The sequence below is a fragment of the Thioalkalivibrio sp. AKL12 genome, assembly GCF_000377925.1.
GTDB classification, from domain to species: Bacteria; Pseudomonadota; Gammaproteobacteria; order Ectothiorhodospirales; family Ectothiorhodospiraceae; genus Thioalkalivibrio; species Thioalkalivibrio versutus.
Window position 1 is genome coordinate 70,541 of the sequence record NZ_KB898897.1, and the last position, 19,432, is coordinate 89,972.

Consider the following 19,432-nt stretch of genomic DNA (forward strand, 5'->3'; position numbering starts at 1 on the left):
CCCGGCACGCGATCCGGCTTTCCCGCAATCACCCCGGCGCATTCCCCGGGACGCCATCGAGGACCGGCCCCGCGGTGATCGGCAGCTCGAACTCCACCGGATAATCCACATGCACGAAATAGAGCCCGCCGGCCGGCGCGGTGATCCCCGACGCGCGCCGATCCCGCGCCGCCAGAACCTCCATCGGCCAGCCCACCTCGGCCCGACCATCCCCCACCGCCAGCAGAACGCCGGCGATGTTGCGCACCATGTGGTGCAGAAAGGCATTCGCGTGGATATCCAGAATGACGTAGGAGCCGCGCCGGCGCACCGACAGCGAATGCACCCGGCGCACGGGCGACTTGGCCTGGCACGCCGCCGCTCGCAGGCTGCTGAAATCGTGCTCCCCCACGAAGGCCTGACCGGCCCGATGCATGCGCCGGGCATCCAACGGCCGTCGCCACCACGATACCCGCCCGGCCTCCAGCGCCGGACGGATCTCGCGATTCGCGATCACATAGCGGTAGCGCCTCCCGAACGCGCCGAACCGGGCGTGGAAGGTATCGGGTACCGGCTGCGCCCAGGTCAGCGCAATCGCACCCGGCAGACGACTGTTGCTTCCCAGGATCCAGGCGCGTGGTTCACGTTGTGCCGGGGTGTCAAAGTGCACCACCTGGGCGGTGGCATGGACGCCCGCATCGGTACGCCCGGCACAGTTCAGCTCCACCGGGTGATTCGCCACGAAGCCCAGCGCCGCCTCCAGGTGGCCCTGGACGCTCGGACCATCCTTTTGCCGTTGCCAGCCCAGCAGCCCGCGGCCATCGTATTCGACACCCAGCGCCCAGCGCTGGCGCGTGGCCGGCCCCGTTCCACCCCCGGATGACACCGACATCTGGTCGCTATTCAAAACCCTGCCCCCAGCACCATCCACCAGACCGCCGCCACGCCCGCCCACAGCCAGGCCAGCGCAGCCTTGGGGATTCGCCAGCCCGAGATCATCGCGGATTCCGCCGGGAGCTCTGCCGCGACAGCTCCACCCCCTGCGAGTGCCTGATCCAGGCGCAGGACAAGCCATTCCCGGACCTGTGCCAAGCGCGCACGGCGCACTCCGCGCAAGCCCGCCCGGCGTTGCTCCAGTGCGACCCGTTCACCCTCGAACATGGCCAGTGCCAGAAACAGACGTCGCGCGAAGCGCTCGCCCCAGCCCCCCAGCACCTGGCGTGGGCCGCCCAGAATGCCCCCAAGGGCACGCACCAGGGCCGGCCGCGGGAAGCGTCCGGTCATCCAGACCACGAGCACCACCACGAGCATCAGTGCAGCAATACGCCATCCGGCCACCTGCAGTCCCGTGCCCCAGTCTCCGCCCCCGGTCGGCCACACCCCGTAGAACACCACGAGCGAGAGATAAAACCATTTCAAACGCAGCACCAGCCGGCCCGTACGGCCCCAGTCCAGACCGGTCAAGGCCAGCCCTCCGGCCACTACACCCGCGACGGCCACCACCAGCGGCTCGGCCGGCACTAGCGCCGCAGAAACGCCCAGCACACCCAGCAGCGCCGCTGCCGCGGCTCCGGCATCGCCCTCAGCGGGGGCCGACCTCATCGGCTCTTCCGCGCTCATCGCCACTCAGCGCCCATCCCCATCCTCGAAACCAAAAGGCCCCGCCCGAGAGATCCCCCCGGGCGGGGCCGCACGCTGCACATCGTAGCCATGATCGGTTCACGGCGCCGGCATCACCAGCCCGACACGACCCGGCTCCAGCAATCAGCTTCCCTGAATCTGATCCCGGATCGCCTCGGCCTCGCGCTTCTGTTCGTCGGTACCGGAGGCCAGAACCTCGTCGATGAGCTCCTGGGCACCCTCCGCATCGCCCATGTCCGCATAGGCCTGGGCCAGACTCAGCCGCGTCACGTTCTCGTCATCGCCGGCCCCATCCGTACCTTCCCCGGCATCGGCCGATTCCGGCGCGGCGAATGCCTCGCCCGAGGCTGGCAGATCCTCGTCCATTTCCAGCCCGGTCTCCTGGCCTTCACCACTGTCACCGCCACTGGCGGGCGCATCAAGGTCCGGAAGCTCGTTCTCCTCGAGGTCGAAGGACAGGTTGTTCAGGTCATCGTCTGTCTGGCCTTCTTCCGCAGTCTCTTCGGCCGCACTGGCGAGGTCCTGTTCCAGGTTGTCGTCGATATCAAACGAAAGCCCCTGATCCTCTGCCGTACCCGGCTCTTGCGCATCGGCACGCGGCTCCGCATCGTCGGAATCCGGCAGCTCCAGATCGGAGAAATCGATCTCGTTGCTGTCAGCGTCGCCCCCCGCGGCCCCGGGGTCCACCGAAGCCGGCTCGTCAAGGGAACCGGCGCTGGCCAGGCCGGCCGCCCCGGAGGCACCGCCCAACTTCGACTCCAGCTCCGAAAGGCGATCGCGCAGGGCATCGTCGTCCGCACCCAGGCGATCGCGCAGGGCCATCGCCGCCTCGCGTGCGCCCGCTTCGTCCTCAAGCGCCACATGGGCCTCGACCAGCTTGAGCCGGTACTGATTGTTGTCCGGGTTCTCCTTCAGGGCGGCGTTCAGCGTCTCGACCGCCTGGTCATTCATGCCATAGGCCAGGCAGACATCCACCTCGGCCAGCACGTCGTCCGTGCCCGCCGCACCCTCGCTGGTGCTGGAGACCACCACTTCGCCTACCTCTTCTTCGGGTTGGGCCGGTGGATGCGCGGATTCTTCCTGCGCGGTCTCTGCAGACTCGTCGGAGCGCGAAGCGGCCGTTCCCACAATGGTTCCGGCCGCAGCCGCGGTCGCGGCCCCGGACACCCCGGAACCCGCGCCTCGCTCGCCGCCCTGGACTTCACGCGCCTCGTACCCCGTGGCGCCCACGGTCGACGCCTGCACCCCGCTGTTGTCGGCCCGCGGCTTCAGGCCGGAACCGTGTTCGTCGACCATCACCTCGCGGCGGCCGCCGCGGGCAAAAGCCAGCAACACCAGTAGCAGCAGAATGACCAGCGCAATCGCCATCATCAGCAGCAACGGATCGTTCATAATGCGTTCGTGCAGCGGGGCATTGCGTTCGGCGTCCGCACGATCCAGACGGGTGCGCAGCTGTTCGCGCTCGGCGCGCAGCTGGCTCAGCTGTTCCTCGAGCCCAGCCATGTTCTCGCTGGAGATCTCGGCCAGACGTCCACGCTCGCCCAGCTCCTCGCGCAATTCGGAGAGCTCGTCGCGCATTCCGTCCATTTCGGCGCGCTGGGACAGCAGGGCTTCCTGCAGCAGCTCCTCGGAACCCCCCTGGGTTGCCCCGGCTTCGGCATCTTCCGGCAGCAGATCGGCGACGATCTCCAGACGATCCTCGGCCGCCACCTCCTCGGTCGCGACCTCGTCGCCCACCGCCGTTTCGTCCTCGGTCACAGCCGAGTCCGATTCGGCCAGCGCGGATTCGTCGTCCTCAACCGCCGCGGCAGCGTCCTCTGTAGCAGCCGCTTCTTCGTCCTCGGCCAGCGCCTCGCCCTCGACACCCTCCTCAGCCGCGGCCGGAGCCGGCTCTTCGCGGGCGACGCGAGTGGATTCCTGCCAGGCGCGCGTCTGGTCGGCAACCTCGGCCCGCGCCTCGGCGGTACTACGCGCGTCCAACTGTTCGCGGGACGGCGTACGCAATTCCGCGTCCGCGCGCAGCGAATTGATGTTGTTACCCATGAAGGCCTGCGGATTGGCGTCGAGGAACGCGAGCATGGCCTGCTCGTCGCTGTATCCCGAGACACCGCTGCGGCGCACGACCGCGTAGAGGGTGTCGCCACTACGCACCCGGATGGATTCGCCTTCGCGGGTCGCACGCGGCGCCGCGCCGGGGTCCCCGCTCACGGCCGGCGCAGAAGTTCCGGAAGGCATCGTGCCGGGCGGATCCAGCAACAACGAGACCTCGCGCATGGCGCGCCCGCCATCCCAGCGCGCCTCCAGCAGCAAGCCCACATAGGGCTCGCGCACCGGCCGGCGTGTGGTCAGGATGATGCGGTCACCCTCGACCTGGATGTTCAGGTCCCCCGGAACACCGCCACGGTTCAGACCGGCGCGGCGGTATGCCTCCTCGGAAGCCTGGCGAATTCGCAGGGAGTCGCCGGCAGCTGCCGCTCCCCGCAAGGGAATCTCCGCCCGCAAGGGCTGATTCAGGAAGGATTGAAGATTGATTTCGCCGAAGCCCACGGAACTCGAGGACGCCGGGGCCACCAGCAGCAAGAACAAAAACCCAACCAAAAACTTGCGCACGAATTCCCCCTGAAAATGCCACCTGGCCGTACTGCCTCGGCCGACACGGCCGATGACCCCCTGGCCACGGATGTACCGGGTAGTGTCCCCGGCGTTTTCCCGGATTAAATCACAGGTAATCGCGGATCAAAACCTCCGCGATCTGAATCGTGTTCAGCGCAGCCCCCTTGCGCACGTTGTCCGAGACCACCCAAAGGTCCAGTCCGCGGGGGTGGGAAATGTCCTCGCGGATGCGGCCGACGAACACCGCATCCTTGCCGGAACCCTCGGTCACCGCAGTCGGATAGCCCCCGTCCTCGTGCTTGTCCAGCACCGTGATCCCCGGTGCGCCGGAGAGAATTTCGCGCGCCTTCTCCGCAGTGATCTTCTCGCGCGTCTCGATATGCAGGGCCTCGGAATGCCCGTAGAACACCGGAATGCGCACCGCGGTCGGGTTCACCAGGATGGACTCGTCGCCCATGATCTTCCGGGTCTCCCAGACCATCTTCATCTCTTCCTTGGTGTAGCCATTGTCCTGGAAGACGTCGATGTGCGGCAGGGCGTTGAACGCGATCTGCTTGGGATACACGTTGCACTCCACCGGACGGCCATTCAGCAACGCCGCCGTCTGGTGCGCCAGCTCCTCGATCGCCTCCTTGCCGGTACCGGACACGGCCTGGTAGGTCGCCACGTTGATCCGTTCGATGCCTACCGCATCGTGCAACGGCTTCAGCGCCACCAGCATCTGAATGGTGGAGCAATTCGGATTCGCGATAATCCCGTGTTTCGTGTAATCGCCCACCGCATCCGGGTTCACCTCCGGAATCACGAGCGGGATTTCCGGGTCGTAGCGGAACTGGGAGGTATTGTCGATCACGACGCAGCCGGCCGCCGCCGCCTTGGGCGCATATTCCGCGGACACCGAGGCGCCCGGCGAGAACAGCCCGATCTGCACCGTGGAAAAATCAAAAGTCGCCAGGTCCTCGACCTCCAACTCGCGCCGGCCGTAGTCCACCGTCTTGCCCACCGACCGCGAGCTGGCCAGGGCATGCACGCGCCCGATCGGCAGGTCGCGCTCGGCCAGGATGGACAGCAGGGCCTCGCCAACGGCGCCCGTTGCCCCGACCACGGCCACGTCAAATTTGCGGTCACTCATCGTTAATTCCCGGTTTAATTTTGATCTTCAAGCTATTGATAGTTCTATTGAACCGTAGGATGCGACGAGCGCAGCGAATCGCATCAATCTCTTCCCCAGCGGAGGCAATGATGCGTTTCGCTGCGCTCAACGCATCCTACACTTGCGCGTGATACAAGCCCCGTTCGTGAGGCCGCCTCAATCGTCCAACGCAGCCACCAGGGCATCCCCCATGCCCTGCGTACCGACCAGCTTCATGCCTTCACCGAAGATGTCTGGGGTACGCAAGGCCTGATCCAGTACCCGACCCACAGCCGCCTCGATGCGTTCGGCCAGGTCATTGCGGTTCAGACTATGACGGAGCAGCATCGCGACCGACAGCACCGTCGCCATCGGGTTGGCCTTGCCCTGCCCCGCAATATCCGGTGCCGAACCGTGGATCGGCTCGTACAGGCCCACGCCCTCGCTGTTCAGCGAGGCGGACGGCAGCATGCCGATGGAGCCAGTCAGCATCGCCGCTGCATCGGACAGGATGTCGCCGAACATATTGCCGGTCACCATCACATCGAACTGCTTCGGGTCACGCACCAGCTGCATCGCGGCGTTGTCCACATACATGTGAGACAGCTCGACCTCGGGGAATTCCTTCCCGACACGCTCGACCACCTCGCGCCACAGCTCGGAGACCTCCAGCACGTTGGCCTTGTCCACCGAGCACAGGCGCTTGCCCCGTTTCATCGCCGCCTCGAAGCCGACCCGGGCGATCCGCTCAATCTCCGATTCGCTATAGACCAGCGTATTGAAGCCGACCCGCTCGCCATTGCGCTCCTCGATCCCGCGTGGCTGGCCGAAGTAGATCCCCCCGGTCAGCTCGCGCACGATCAGGATGTCCAGCCCGCTTACGACTTCTGGCTTCAGCGTGGAAGCCGAGGCCAGCTGCGGATACAGGATCGCCGGGCGCAGGTTCGCGAACAGGCCGAGATCCGAGCGGATGCCCAGCAGCCCACGCTCGGGGCGCAGGTCGCGCTCCAGCGACTCGTACTGCGGGCCACCCACCGCCCCCAACAGGATCGCGTCTGCACGACGCGCCGCCTCGCGGGTGGCCTCCGGATAGGGGTGCCCGGCCGCGTCATGCGCCGCGCCCCCGATCAGGCCCTGCTCGATCTCCAGATCCAGACCGCCGATCTCGCCCACGCGCTCCAGCACCTTCAGCGCCTCGGCCACGATCTCGGGCCCAATCCCGTCCCCGGGCAATACCAGAATTCGGCTCACAAACCTCTCCCAAGTAACTATTATTCTTTACCTATACATTCCCAGTGGCAACGTCATTGCGAGGAGCCGCAGGCGACGTGGCAACCTCCCAACGCCCCCCCCGACGCTCGCCGCGGCCGACGCCGGGGCCACCCACAGAGATCGCCACGTCGCTGCGCTCCTCGCGATGACGGTGCTTCCTGCCCCCCCCGTCATTGCGAGGCCCCGCCAGAGGCCGTGGCAATCCCCGGACGCCCCCCGACGTTTGCCGGGACCAGCGTCGGGCCACCCACGGAGATCGCCACGTCGCTTCGCTCCTCGCGATGACGGTGCTCCCTGCCCCCGTCATTGGGAGGCCCCGCCAGGGGCCGTGGCACAAAAGCGCGAAGCGCGTTGAACGGCCGCAGGCCGGCCCGAAGGGCGAGCGCAGCGAGTAACCTCCCAAAGCTGCCAGAGCGCCGGTACGGGGATCCGGTGGTTCCGGACGGAGGTTGCTTCGTCGCTTCGCTCCTCGCAATGACGGTGCCCGGATCCAGGCCGTGCCAGACGCACCGTCTACCGTTGTTGTTCCGCCATCCACGGCCATTCGCGGCGCTGGCGCTCCTCGAAGGCCCGAATATCGTCCGCAAACTGCAGCGTCAGGGCGATATCGTCCAGCCCGTTCAGCAGGCGATGGCGGCGGTCCTCGTCCAGTGTGAAGTCGAATACGGTACCGTCCGGCGCGGTCACGGTCAGCTCTTTCAGATTCACCTCGACCTGGGCACCCGGGTTCGCCTCCACCTGATCAAACAGGCGCTGCACCTCGTCCTCGGCCAGCACCACTGGCAGCAGCCCGTTCTTGCAGCTGTTGGAGAAGAAAATATCCGCGAACGACGGCGCGATCACCGCACGAAAACCGAAATCCGTCAGCGCCCAGACCGCGTGTTCCCTTGAGGAGCCGCAGCCGAAGTTCTTGCGCGCCAGCAGGATGGTCGCCTGGTCAAACGGCGCCTGGTTGAGCACAAAGTCCGGGTTCGGCCGGCGCTTCGAGCCATCCATGCCCGGCTCGCCGGGGTCCAGGTAGCGCCAGTCGTCGAAGGCATTGGGACCGAAGCCCGTACGCTTCACCGACTTCAGGTACTGCTTGGGGATGATCGCGTCGGTATCCACGTTGGAGCGGTCCAGCGGCGCGACGATCCCCTTGTGTACAGTAAAGGCCTGCATCGCTTACGCCTCCTTCAACGCGGACGGTTCAATGAAGTGCCCGGCGACGGCCGCCGCGGCGGCCAGCGACGGGCTGACCAAATGCGTGCGTCCACCCTGCCCCTGACGGCCCTCGAAGTTGCGGTTGGAGGTGGAGGCACAGCGTTCGCCCGGCTCCAGGCGGTCGGCGTTCATCGCCAGGCACATCGAACAGCCCGGCTCGCGCCACTCAAAGCCGGCATCCAGGAAGATGCGGTCCAGCCCCTCCTGCTCCGCCTGCTGCTTCACCAGCCCGGAGCCCGGCACCACCATCGCCAGCTTGATGTTGTCGGCCTTTTTCCGGCCCTTCACCACCTCGGCGGCGGCGCGCAGGTCCTCGATCCGGGAATTCGTGCAGGACCCGATGAACACCTTGTCCGGACGGATCTCCGTCATCGGGGTATTCGCCTTCAGGTCCATGTACTCCAACGCCCGCTGCATGCCCTCGGCGCGCACCGGATCAGATTCGGCCGCCGGGTCCGGCACCCGCCCGTCGATCGGCGCGACCATCTCCGGCGAGGTGCCCCAGCTGACCTGCGGGGCGATCTCGGCGGCGTCCATCTCCACCACCGCATCGAACTCGGCATCCGGGTCGGAGACCAGCGTGCGCCAGTACTCGGCCGCCCGCTCGAACATCTCGCCGGTCGGCGCCTGCGGCTTGCCGCGCACGTATTCGATGGTCTTCTCGTCCACCGCGACCATGCCCGCACGGGCCCCGGCCTCGATCGACATGTTGCAGACGCTCATGCGGCCTTCGATCGACAGGCTGCGGATCGCCGAACCGGCAAACTCGATCGCGTAGCCGGTACCCCCGGCGGTGCCAATGCGGCCGATGATCGCCAGCACCACGTCCTTGGCGGTGACGCCCGGGCGCAGCTCGCCTTCCACACGGATTTGCATGGCCTTGGTCTTCTTTTGCCACAGGCACTGGGTGGCTAGGACATGCTCCACCTCGGAGGTGCCGATGCCGAAGGCCAGCGCGCCCAGCGCGCCATGCGTGGAGGTATGCGAGTCGCCGCAGACCACGGTCATGCCCGGCAGGGTCGCGCCCTGCTCCGGGCCGATCACGTGCACGATGCCCTGGCGCACGTCGGCCATCGGGAAGAACTTCAGCCCCAGGCTCGTGACGTTGCTTTCCAGTGTTTCCACCTGGATGCGCGAGACCGGATCCGCAATCCCCTGGTCGCGATTCTCCGTGGGCACGTTGTGATCCGGCACCGCCAGCACGGAATCGCCGCGCCACGGCTTGCGCCCGGCCAGCCGCAGCCCCTCGAAGGCCTGCGGGCTGGTCACCTCGTGCACCAGGTGGCGATCAATGTAGAGCAGCGTCGAGCCATCCGGCTCCTCGCGCACCCCATGCGCCTCCCACAACTTGTCATACAGGGTCTTGCCAGCCATTACCTACTCCCGCGGCCGTGCCGCGTTCTGTCGTTCTTGCATTCCACCGGCGCTATACAGGCCCGCCCTTGCACGGCATTGCCAAATGCACCGTCATTGCGAGGCCCCGCAGGGGCCGTGGCAACCTCCGTCCGGAACCACCGGATCCCGGTACTGGCGCTCTGCCAGCTTCAGGAGGTTACTCGCTGCGCTCGCCCTTCGGGCCGGCCTGCGGCCGTTCAACGCGCTTAGCGCTTTTGTGCCGCGTCGCCTTCGGCTCCTCGCAATGACTTCATTTCAGGACGACCGTTTAAAGGAGTCTGCGGCCACCCCGGTATTCTTTCAAATCCGATTTCTTATCCGTATCATTCCAGACGGTTATGTAGGTGCCGGGGCATGCCGAGCCCGACCATCGAACGGACCATTATCTCACGCAGGGACTGGAGAGACACGGATGCGCCCAGAACAACTGAGTGTCGAATCCCTGCAAGCCTTCGTCGCGGTCGTCGACACCGGCGCCTTCTCCGCCGCGGCCGAACGGCTGCACCTAACCCAACCCGCGATCAGCAAGCGCATCCAGTCCCTGGAGGCCACGCTGGAGCGCCCGCTGTTCGAGCGCCAGGGCCGCCGCGTTCGGCCGACGGAGGTCGCGGAGCGCCTGCTGCCCGAGGCCCGCGAAATCCTCGCCCGCCTGCGCGCCATCGAGCAGCAGGTCGCCGACCTCGACCAGGTGGTGCGCGGCCGCATCCGCCTGGCCACCTCGCACCACATCGCCCTGCACCGCCTGCCCACGCCACTGTCGGCCCTGCGCGAGCGCTACCCGGAACTGGAACTGGAACTGGCATTCATGGATTCCGAGGCCGGCATCGAGGCCGTCATGCACGGCGACGCCGACCTGGCCCTGGCCACCCTGCCCGAGGATCTGCCGAAGGGCGCCGAGGCGCACACGGTATGGACCGACGACCTCGTCCCCATGGTCGCCCGCAACCGCGCTGACGATACCCCGCTGGATACCCTGCGGCGCCTGCACGACTGGCCGGCCATCCTGCCGCCCGCGGATTCCACCACCCGCCGCCAGATCGACCAGGCCCTGGCCGCACAGGGCCTGCACCCCACCGCCGCACAGGAAAGCCCCTACCTGGAAGTCATCCGCATGATGATCACGGCAGGCCTCGGCATCGGCTTCCTCCCCCGCACCATGGCCACCGACGACCTCGCCGTACTCGACTGGCCCGGCGCGCCCGTCGCCCGCCAGCTCGGCTGGGTCCGCCATGCCGTGCGCTACCGCTCCCGCACCCTGGAGGCCGTCATCGAGGCGTTACAGCGGCCGCAGTAACCCGATGGCCGCCCCCTTCCAGGCCGGCAGCCGCGCGGTCATGCGCGGGCGGCTTCGCGGGGGAGCAGGGACGAGATCATCCAGGTGGCGAAGATGAAGAAGGTGGAGGCAATCAGGGCGCCTTCCAGGCCCCAGACCATGAAGATGGCGCCGGAGGCGACGGTGCCGACCAGGCGGCCGCCGGCGTTCGCCATGTAGTAGAAGCCGACCTTCATCGCGACGCGGTCCGCCTCGGCGTAGTCGAGGATCAGGAAGGAGTGGACGGCCGAGTTGATTGCGAACACCACGCCGAACACGCCCAGCCCGACCATCAATACCCAGGCCGGGTCCAGGCCCACCTCCAGCCCGATCACGATGGCGATCGGCAGCAGCATCAGGATGAAGGCCCACAGCCGCGCGGTGAGCCCGGTCGGATGCACCCCGCCCTTACCCAAGAGGCGCGGCACGGAGGCCTGCACGATGCCGTAGCCGATCACCCACAGCGCGAGGAACGCGCCCACCTGCATATGGTTCCAGTCGAGCGTGGCGCTGAGGAACACCGGCAGCGCGACCACGAACCAGACATCACGCGCGCCGAACAGGAAGAAGCGTGCGGCCGAGAGCACGTTGATCGCGGCGGAGTTGGAAAACATCTGGGTGAACTTCGGCTTGCCGCCGACACGCCCCAGCCCGCGCGGCAGCCCGACCACCGAGAACAGCATCACCACGGCGAGCATCCCAGCCAGGATCACCAGCGCCACCTGGAAGCCCACGCTGTAGAGCAGCGCCCCGCCGACGAAGAAGCCGACCCCCTTCAGCGCATTCTTCGAGCCGGTGAGCACCGCCACCCAGCGAAACAGCCGCCCCTCCCCGTCGCCCGCGACCAGCTTCACGCCGGACTTCGCGCTCATCTTGTTCAGGTCCTTGGCGATCCCGGACAGGGCCTGCGCGAACATCACGTAGGCGACCCCCAGCCAGGCCTCCGGCACCGTGAGCATCAGCAGGGCGGCCACCTGCAACAGCGTCCCGCCGATCATGGTGGTGTTCACCCCCAGCCGCGCGGCCAGCCAGCCGCCGGTCAGGTTGGTAATCACCCCGAACAGCTCGTAGAACAGGAACAGGAAGGCGATCTCCAGCGGGCTGTAGCCCAGCTGGTGGAAGAACAGCACGACCAGCATGCGGATCGCGCCGTCGGTGACGGTGAACGCCCAGTAGTTCGCGGTGATCCGCGCGTAGGCGCCCAGCCCCAGGGCGGGTGGCCCGCCGGGCTCCGGCTGGTCGGCCGCGCCGCTCACGACGGCCTCAAACCCCGAGCTTGGCGACGCGGGCGACCAGCTCGACCAGCCGGTTCGCGTAGCCCCACTCGTTGTCGTACCAGGCCAGCACCTTCACCTGCGTGCCATCGACCACCATGGTCGACTGGGCATCCACGATGGACGAGCGCGGGTCGGTGCGGAAATCGCTGGAGACCAGCGGGCGCTCCTCGTAGCCGAGGATGCCGTTCAGATCACCGTTCGCCGCCTTGCGCAGCAGGCCGTTGACCTCCTCCACCTTGGTCTCGCGCGCGGCCTCGAAAGTGAAATCCGTCAGCGACGCGTTCATCAACGGCACGCGCACCGCATGGCCGTTCAGGCGGCCGTTCAACTCGGGGAAGATGTCGCCGATCGCCTTCGCCGAGCCGGTGGTGGTCGGGATCAGGTTCAGCCCGGCCGCACGGGCCCGGCGCAGGTTGTCGCTCGGCAGATCCACCGGCGACTGGGTGGCCGTCATGTCGTGGACGGTCAGGATGGTGCCGTGGCGGATCGACAGCGCTGGGTGCAGCACCTTGACCAGCGGCGCCAGGCAGTTGGTGGTGCAGGAGGCGGCGGTCACGACGTGGTGCTTCGCGGGATCGTAAGCGGCGTCGTTCACACCCATCACCACGTTCAGCGCGCGCTCGTCCTTCACCGGCGCCGCGACCACCACGCGCTTCGCGCCCCGGGTGAAATGCGGCTCCAGCGTGTCCATGGTGCGGAAGGCGCCAGTGGCGTCGATCACGATGTCCACGTCCGACTCGCCCCACGGCACCTGCCCCGGCTCGGCCAGGCTCGTGTGGCGCAGCTCGCGCCCGTCGATCCGGATCTGGTCCGCTTGGGCCTCGGGCTCGCGGCCCCAACGCCCGTGAACGGAATCAAACTCCAACAGATGCCCGGTAACGGTCCCGTCCGCGGCGACCTCGTTCAGATGCACGACCTCGATGTCGTCCCGGCCCCATGCCGCGCGCAGGGCCAACCGACCGATCCGCCCCATCCCGTTTATACCGACGCGCACCGCCATGGAGCCCCTCCCGCGAAAAATCGCGTCAGCATACCCCGCCCAAATGACAAACGCATGACGCCCGGGCGCCGAAAACCCGGCTCGTCAGTTGAGCCAGACGATCCCCGCGTTGAGGTAGATGGCGAAGGCGACCCACAGCAGGTACGGCACCAGCAGCGCGCCGGCGATACGATCAATGCGCCAGAAGGCGATCAGGGTGGCCAGGATCAGCGGCCACAGGATCAGGATCTCGGCGAGCGCCAGATCCGGGCGTTGCATGCCGAAGAACAGCACCGACCAGCCGAGATTTAGCGCGAGCTGGGCCAGGAACAACCCCAGCGCAATCGGGGCGCCGGTCAGGCCGACGCGCCGCCAGACATGCCAGGCGGCGAGACCCATCAGGCCGAACAGCACGGACCAGACCGGGCCGAATACCGCGTCCGGCGGGTTCAGCGGCGGGCGCGTCAGCGTCGGATACCAGTCGCCCACCGAGAGACTGGTCGCCCAGCCACCCAATCCCGCCACAGCGAAGACCAACACCATCCAGGCCAGCAGGCCCAGCATGTCCATGGCAAAGGAGCGCCGCCGCGGGCGCGGGGGACGGGCCGAATCGGATGTCGTCACGGAATTCTCCTTGTACTCGGGGGTCCTAGTCCGGGCTTCATCGAATCGGCGCCGGATTCCGAACGGAATTCATGCACGATTCAGTCAACCACGCGACACTCTAACCTGACCACCCCGCAAACAAGCGAGTTGCAATGCCCCGCCCCGCCACACTGATCACCGCGCTCCTGTTTCTCCTGGCCGCTGGCATCCTCGCCTGGATGCTGCTGGGCCCGGAAGACGACGCGGCCTCTTCCGGTCGTCCGGGCGGTGGCGAGACCCGCCCGGTCGCGGTCGCCATCGCCGGCATCGAGACCCGCGACCTGGTCGAACGGCGGCGCTTCACCGGCAGCATCGAGGGCGCCGACCGGATCGAGATCACCCCTCGCGTGGGCGGGCGGGTTGCCGAGGTATTCGTCAATCTGGGCGACCGCGTGGAGCCCGGTGATCCGCTGCTGCAACTGGATACCGAGGAATTCGAGCAGGATGTGGCACAAGCCGCGGCGGAGCTGGAAGTCGCCGAGGCCAGCCTGGCCGAGGCCCTGGCCAGCCGTGATGCGACCCGGCGCGAACTGCAGCGCACCCGCGAGCTGCGCGACCAGGGCATCGCCTCGCGCTCGGAGCTGGAGGCCGCGGAAACCGAACTCGCCCTGGCACAGACGCGCGTCACCCTGGCCGAATCGCAGATCCGCCAGCGGCGTTCCGCGCTACGCACCCGCGAGATCCAGTTGAGCTACACCCGCATCGAGGCGGGTACGGCCGACAGTACCCGCTGGGTCGCCGAACGCCACGTGGATCCCGGCACGGTCATCAGCGCCAACGACACCGCACTGGCACTGGTCCGGCTGCAGCCGGTGCGCGCCATCCTGGCCGTGACCGAGGCCGACTACGGCCGGCTGTCGCCGAGCCAGGGGGCACAGGTCTACACCGCCGCCTATCCGGACGCCGGCTTTGCCGGCACCATCGCCCGCATCGCCCCGGAATTCCGGCCCGGGTCGCGTCAGGCGCGGGTCGAGGTGGAGATCCCCAACGAACGCGACCAGCTGCGCCCGGGCATGTTCGTGGAGGCCGCCATTACCCTCGGGGAACGCAACGCCGTCCTGGCGATCCCACGCGACGCGATCATCCAGCGCGAGGTCGGGCCGACCCTGTTCAGCGTGGACCGCAGCGGCGAGCGCCCGCTGGCCCGCCGCCATCAGGCGGTTACCGGCGTGCGTGACGGCGACTGGGTCGAACTGCTGGAACCCGAGCTGCCGGAAGGCACCGAGGTCGTCGTGCTCGGCCAGCACCTGCTCGCGGACGGCACCCCGCTGCGCCTGACCGACCCGCGCAACGTGCCGGGTGGAAACGACACACCCGAGTCGGACACCCCGTGAATCCGGCCCGCGTAACGGTCCACCGCCCCGTGCTGACGAGCATGGTGGCCCTGATCGTGGTGATCCTCGGCCTGACCGCGCTGACCCGCCTGCCGGTGGATCTGCTGCCGAATATCACCTACCCGGTGGTCACGGTGATGACGTCCTACCCCAATGCCGGGGCCGAGGAAGTCGAACAACTCGTCACGCGCCAGGTGGAGCAGGCCGCGGCCGCCATTACCGGTGCCCAGGAGATCCGCTCGACCTCCGCCGAGGGCAACAGCAACGTCCGCATCAACTTTGCCTGGGGCACGGACATCCGCCAGGCGGTGGACGACCTGCGCGATCGCCTGGCGCGCATCGAGGACCGCCTGCCCGATGACGCCGATCGCCCGCTGGTACGCCAGTTCGACACCCAGGACTCGCCCATCATGCGTCTGGGCATCGGCTCGCAACTGGACGCCATCCACCTGCGCACCCTGATCGACAACCGTATCGCCCCGCGTCTGGAACGCATCCCCGGCGTGGCAGCTGTGGATACCTTCGGCGGCCTGGAGCGCGAGGTCCGCGTGGAGGTGGACCCGGAACGCATCGAGGCCATCGACCTCGGCCTGGACGACCTGCGTGATCGCATTCGAAACGCCAACGTGATCACCCCCGGCGGCCCGATCATGGACGGGCGCCGCGAATACCGCCTGCGCACGCCGGCCGAGTTCCGCTCGGTGGACGAGGTCCGCGACACCATCGTGCAGCGCAGCGAGGACGGTGTGACCTACCTGCACCAGGTGGCCGACGTGCGCGACACCCACCAGCGCGTTACCCGCCGGTTTCGGGTCAACCAGGAGGAAGGCGTGCAGCTCGCCGTGCGCAAGCTGGCCGACGCCAACACCGTAGAGGTCTCCGAGGCGGTCCACGCCGAACTGGTGCGCCTGAACCGCGACTTTCCCCAGATCGACATCCGCGCCGTCACCGACGAGGCCGGTTTTATCCGCAACTCCATCACCAACGTCGGTCGTTCGATCCTCTACGGCAGTGCACTGGCCGTGCTGGTGCTGCTCGTGTTCCTGCGCAACATCCGCTACACGCTGGTGGCGGCCACCGCGATCCCGCTGGCGGTGATCGCCACCTTCGGCCTGGTCTACTTCGGCGGCTACTCGCTGAACCTGATGACACTCGGCGGGATCGCGCTGGGCGTGGGGCTGATGGTGGACAACGCCATCGTGGTGATCGAGAGCATCGCCCGACGGCGCGAGGAACATGCCGAGCAGACCGCCGCCGAGGCCGCCATCAGCGGCACCGGGCGCGTCGCGCCCGCCATCGTCGCCAGCACCCTGACCACCGTGGCGATCTTCCTGCCGCTGTTCTTCGCCGAGGAACTGGCCGGCCAGCTGTTCAAGCCGCTGGCGGCGGTGGTCGCCTTTGCCCTGGCAGGCTCGCTGATCGTCGCGCTGACCCTGGTCCCGATGCTGATGGCCCGCGCCCCGATGCCGAAGCGTGACACCAGTGCCCTCGCGCGCATGGAGCAACGCTACCAGGGGGTGCTGCGGCGCACCCTGACCCAGCCATGGATGGTCATCGGCATCAGCCTCCTGCTGCTGATGATCGCCCTGGCGGGGCTGCGCGGCGTGGGCACGGAATTCCTGCCCGCCACCGACGAAGGCGAGTTGCGCGTGCATGTCGCCATGGAGCCCGGCACGCCCCTGGAAGAGCTCTACGCCACCATGTCCGGCCTCGAGGCGATCATCCACGACGAGGTCCCGGAACTGCAAAACCTGGTCTCCAGCTCCGGCGCCTCGGCGTTCCGGGCCTCCTCGCCCGCCTCCGGCAACATGCGCGTGATGGTCGGCTCGCGCGACAGCCGCAGCCGCTCCTCCGAAGAGATCGCCGCGGCCCTGCGCGACGCGCTGGGCAGCCCGCCGGGGGTCGAGATCCGCGTGCGCGCCTCCAGCGGGATCTTCTTCCGCGGCTTCGGGCGCGGCGCCGACGAGGAAAGCCTCTCCATCGAGGTCCGCGGCTTCGAACTGCCCACGATGAACGCCGTCATCGAGCGCTTCGAGACCGCGCTGGCGGACGTCCCCGGCGTCACCGACACCCGCGTCGGCTCCGACGGCGGGCAGCCGGAATTCGCCACCCGCATCCACCGCGACCGCGCCGCCGACCTCGGCGTGGACGTGCGCACCATCGCCCAGACCCTGGAAACCGCCCTGGGCGGCTCCGGCGCCGGCCAGCTGCGCGCGGGCGGCGACGAGACGCGCATCTGGGTCCAACTACGCGACGCCGACCGGAGCTCGCTGGACGACCTCCTCAACCTGACCGTGCGCAGCGAGGACGGCGAACGCGTGGCATTGCGCAGCCTGGTCACGTTCGATACGGCGATCGGCCCGGACAGCATCCAGCGCCGCGAACAGGCGCGCATCAGCACCTTGTTCGTGAACATCGGCGACCGCTCGCTGGGCGAGGTCGCCGCCGACGTGCGTGCGGCGCTGGCCGATATCCCGCTGCCGGAGGAGATCGACTTCTCGGTCACCGGCGACATCGAGGAGCAGGAAGCGGCGTTCTCCGAACTGCTGCTGGGCACCCTGCTCGCGACGTTGCTGGTCTACATGGTCATGGCCAGCCTGTACGAGTCCCTGCGCGATCCGCTGATCGTGATGTTCTCCATCCCGCTGGCGCTCATTGGTGTAACCGGCGCGCTGCTGATCACCGACACCACGCTCAACGTGCAGTCGCTGATCGGGATCCTGCTGCTGGTCGGGATCGTGGTGAACAACGCGATCCTGCTGGTGGACCGCATGGCGCGGCGCCACCGCGAAGACGGCATGGAACTGCAAGCGGCCATCGTGGCCGCTGCCGGCGAGCGCCTGCGCCCGATCCTGATGACCACGCTGACCACCATCCTGGCGCTGTCGCCGCTGGCCATCGGCATGGGCGACGGCGGCGAGGCCCAGGCCCCAATGGCCCGGGTCGTGATCGGCGGGCTGCTCTCGTCTACCCTGATCACCCTGGTGCTGATCCCGACGCTGTACCTGCTGTTTCATCGTCGAAGCCAACAGCACGGCCATGAACCCGTCTACCGGATGCCCGTCGACCATGCGTAGCCTTACCCCTGCCCTTCCGCTCTTCATCCTGGCACTGACCGCAACGGCCAACGGAGAGGACTCGACCGATGACGGCCTGCGTCTGACGCTGTCCGCCGAAGAATTGCTGGAACAACGCCCGTTCGCCCGCAACGAAGTGGCAGAAGAGAGCCTATCTCTTGAAGAAGCGGTAGCGCGCGCCCTGGAAGGCAACCGAGGCCTGCGGGCCGAGCGACTGCAAACTGCAATCGCCGGTACCTTTGAGGTTCAGGAACGTGCGGTTTTCGACCCTGCGCTATTTGCCGACATCGATATCTATCGCGACCGCGAGACTGATGAATCCGAGGGCTTTACACGGGATTCCTTCTTTAGCGAAAGACGGGGCCAAGTCGGATTGCAACAGTCCCTGCCGACTGGCACTAACCTAACCTTGTCCGTTCGCAGCTCTCGTGCCAACAGCTCTTTTCAAGACCAGAGCGAATACACCACCCGCGCCGGCCTGAGCCTGACTCAGGCATTACTGCGCGGGGGGCGGATCGAGTCCAACCTGGTACGCCTGCGGCAGGCCAGCCTGGACGCGGAGGCCTCGGAATACGAGGTGCGCGGGTTCGTCGAACAACTGATCACCGATGTGGAAAGCCGCTACTGGGACCTCGTACTGGCCGACGAACAGATAGCGATCTTCGAAGAGGCCCTGGCCGTCGCGAGCCAGCAGCTTGACGAGACAGAACGCCGTATCCGTGCCGGGGACCGCCCGGAGACCGAGGCCGTCTCGGCCCGCGCCGAGGTGGCACTGCGTCGCCAGGGCCTGATCGATGCCCGTAGCGAACGGGCCCTCGCACAGGATGCGCTGGCGCGCCTGATACAGGGGGACGGCGATCTGTGGGATACCCGCCTGGAGGCCCGCTCTGAGCCGGATCTGCAGCGCTACCACCTCGAGCCGCTGGATACCTATGTCGCTCTCGCCCGCGATCACCGCGCCGACCTCAACGAGACCCGGCTGCGCGTGCAACGCGACGAGCTGGAGGTCATCCGCACCCGTAACGGACTACTGCCACGCCTGGACTTCTTTGTGACCGTTGGTCAGTCCGGCTATGCCGAAACCTTCGGCCAGACCTTCCGCGCCAGCCAGGGCGACGGTTATGACCTGGCCGCCGGCCTGCGCTTCGACATGCCGATCGGCAACCGCGCGGCCGAGGCGCAACACACCCGCGCCCGTCTGACGCGCCTGCAGATCCAGGAGACCCTCGCCAATATTGAACAGCTGGCAATCGAGGACGTCCGTGCGCGCTGGTTCGACGCGGCCCGCATCCGCGAACAAATTCAGGCACAGAAGGAAACCGTCGAGTTGCAGGAAGAACTCCTGCGGGTCGAACAGACGCGGTTTCGCGTCGGTGCCGGGACCGCGCTGGCCGTCTCCCAGGCCCAGCGCGACCTGCTGGAGAGCCGCCTGAACCTGACCGAGACGGTCGTGCGCTTCCGTCAGCTCACCACCGAACTGCTGAACGCCAGCGGCACCCTGCTGCTCCATCGCGGCATCGACGCCCCCGGCGCCGAACGCGTGGATATCCGTCTGTAAGCCGGTTTGCGCACG

14 protein-coding genes are annotated in these 19,432 nt (G+C 67.5%); 4 read left to right on the plus strand and 10 right to left on the minus strand.

What is annotated here, in order from left to right; translation table 11 throughout:
* Positions 1-28 precede the first annotated feature (28 nt).
* The 7 genes from truA to leuC form a co-directional block, all read right to left on the minus strand.
* Complete coding sequence (truA, locus tag D579_RS0108785) at positions 29-871, minus strand: tRNA pseudouridine(38-40) synthase TruA (RefSeq protein WP_018937750.1); 843 nt, start codon at positions 869-871, stop codon at positions 29-31.
* An 11-nt stretch (positions 872-882) separates the two neighbouring features.
* Entirely contained in the window at positions 883-1,599 is a 717-nt protein-coding gene (locus D579_RS0108790; RefSeq protein ID WP_018951753.1) for a hypothetical protein, read from the minus strand.
* Between the two features lie 144 nt (positions 1,600-1,743).
* On the minus strand, positions 1,744-4,230 hold the full coding sequence (locus D579_RS0108795) for a FimV/HubP family polar landmark protein (RefSeq protein WP_018951754.1): 2,487 nt from the start codon (positions 4,228-4,230) through the stop codon (positions 1,744-1,746).
* Between the two features lie 109 nt (positions 4,231-4,339).
* Positions 4,340-5,365 carry an aspartate-semialdehyde dehydrogenase gene (locus tag D579_RS0108800; protein ID WP_018951755.1) on the minus strand — a complete coding sequence of 342 codons (1,026 nt, stop codon included), beginning with the start codon at positions 5,363-5,365 and terminating at the stop codon, positions 4,340-4,342.
* A gap of 177 nt (positions 5,366-5,542) precedes the next feature.
* Positions 5,543-6,616: a 3-isopropylmalate dehydrogenase gene (gene leuB / locus D579_RS0108805; RefSeq protein WP_018937754.1), complete on the minus strand. Its 1,074-nt coding sequence runs from the start codon at positions 6,614-6,616 to the stop codon at positions 5,543-5,545.
* Positions 6,617-7,150: 534 nt separating this feature from the next.
* A complete protein-coding gene (gene leuD / locus D579_RS0108815) occupies positions 7,151-7,798 on the minus strand; it encodes a 3-isopropylmalate dehydratase small subunit (protein ID WP_018951756.1) in 648 nt (215 codons plus the stop codon).
* A 3-nt stretch (positions 7,799-7,801) separates the two neighbouring features.
* The gene (gene leuC, locus D579_RS0108820; protein ID WP_018951757.1) at positions 7,802-9,214 is read right to left on the minus strand and encodes a 3-isopropylmalate dehydratase large subunit; all 1,413 of its coding nucleotides are present in this window, start codon (positions 9,212-9,214) and stop codon (positions 7,802-7,804) included.
* A gap of 433 nt (positions 9,215-9,647) precedes the next feature.
* On the opposite strand from leuC, the gene D579_RS0108825 reads away from it, so the two are divergent.
* Positions 9,648-10,529, plus strand: a complete 882-nt coding sequence (locus tag D579_RS0108825) for a LysR family transcriptional regulator (protein ID WP_018951758.1) — start codon at positions 9,648-9,650, stop codon at positions 10,527-10,529.
* Positions 10,530-10,567: 38 nt separating this feature from the next.
* Here the strand turns inward: D579_RS0108825 and arsJ are convergent, their stop codons facing one another.
* From arsJ to D579_RS0108840, 3 genes are all read right to left on the minus strand, one after another.
* Complete coding sequence (gene arsJ, locus D579_RS0108830) at positions 10,568-11,803, minus strand: organoarsenical effux MFS transporter ArsJ (protein WP_018951759.1); 1,236 nt, start codon at positions 11,801-11,803, stop codon at positions 10,568-10,570.
* Between the two features lie 7 nt (positions 11,804-11,810).
* Positions 11,811-12,824, minus strand: a complete 1,014-nt coding sequence (locus D579_RS0108835) for an ArsJ-associated glyceraldehyde-3-phosphate dehydrogenase (protein WP_018951760.1) — start codon at positions 12,822-12,824, stop codon at positions 11,811-11,813.
* Positions 12,825-12,908: 84 nt separating this feature from the next.
* A complete protein-coding gene (locus D579_RS0108840; protein ID WP_038050317.1) occupies positions 12,909-13,367 on the minus strand; it encodes a TspO/MBR family protein in 459 nt (152 codons plus the stop codon).
* Positions 13,368-13,561: 194 nt separating this feature from the next.
* Between D579_RS0108840 and D579_RS0108845 the strand changes: the two genes are divergently transcribed.
* Genes D579_RS0108845 through D579_RS0108855 form a run of 3 tightly spaced genes read left to right on the plus strand, consistent with a single transcriptional unit; the run spans position 13,562 to position 19,417 of the window.
* The gene (locus D579_RS0108845) at positions 13,562-14,782 is read left to right on the plus strand and encodes an efflux RND transporter periplasmic adaptor subunit (protein WP_018951762.1); all 1,221 of its coding nucleotides are present in this window, start codon (positions 13,562-13,564) and stop codon (positions 14,780-14,782) included.
* Positions 14,779-17,859, plus strand: a complete 3,081-nt coding sequence (locus D579_RS0108850) for an efflux RND transporter permease subunit (RefSeq protein WP_018951763.1) — start codon at positions 14,779-14,781, stop codon at positions 17,857-17,859. The genes D579_RS0108845 and D579_RS0108850 overlap by 4 nt, the downstream gene beginning before the upstream one ends.
* Positions 17,852-19,417 carry a TolC family protein gene (locus D579_RS0108855; protein WP_018951764.1) on the plus strand — a complete coding sequence of 522 codons (1,566 nt, stop codon included), beginning with the start codon at positions 17,852-17,854 and terminating at the stop codon, positions 19,415-19,417. The genes D579_RS0108850 and D579_RS0108855 overlap by 8 nt, the downstream gene beginning before the upstream one ends.
* Positions 19,418-19,432 lie beyond the last annotated feature (15 nt).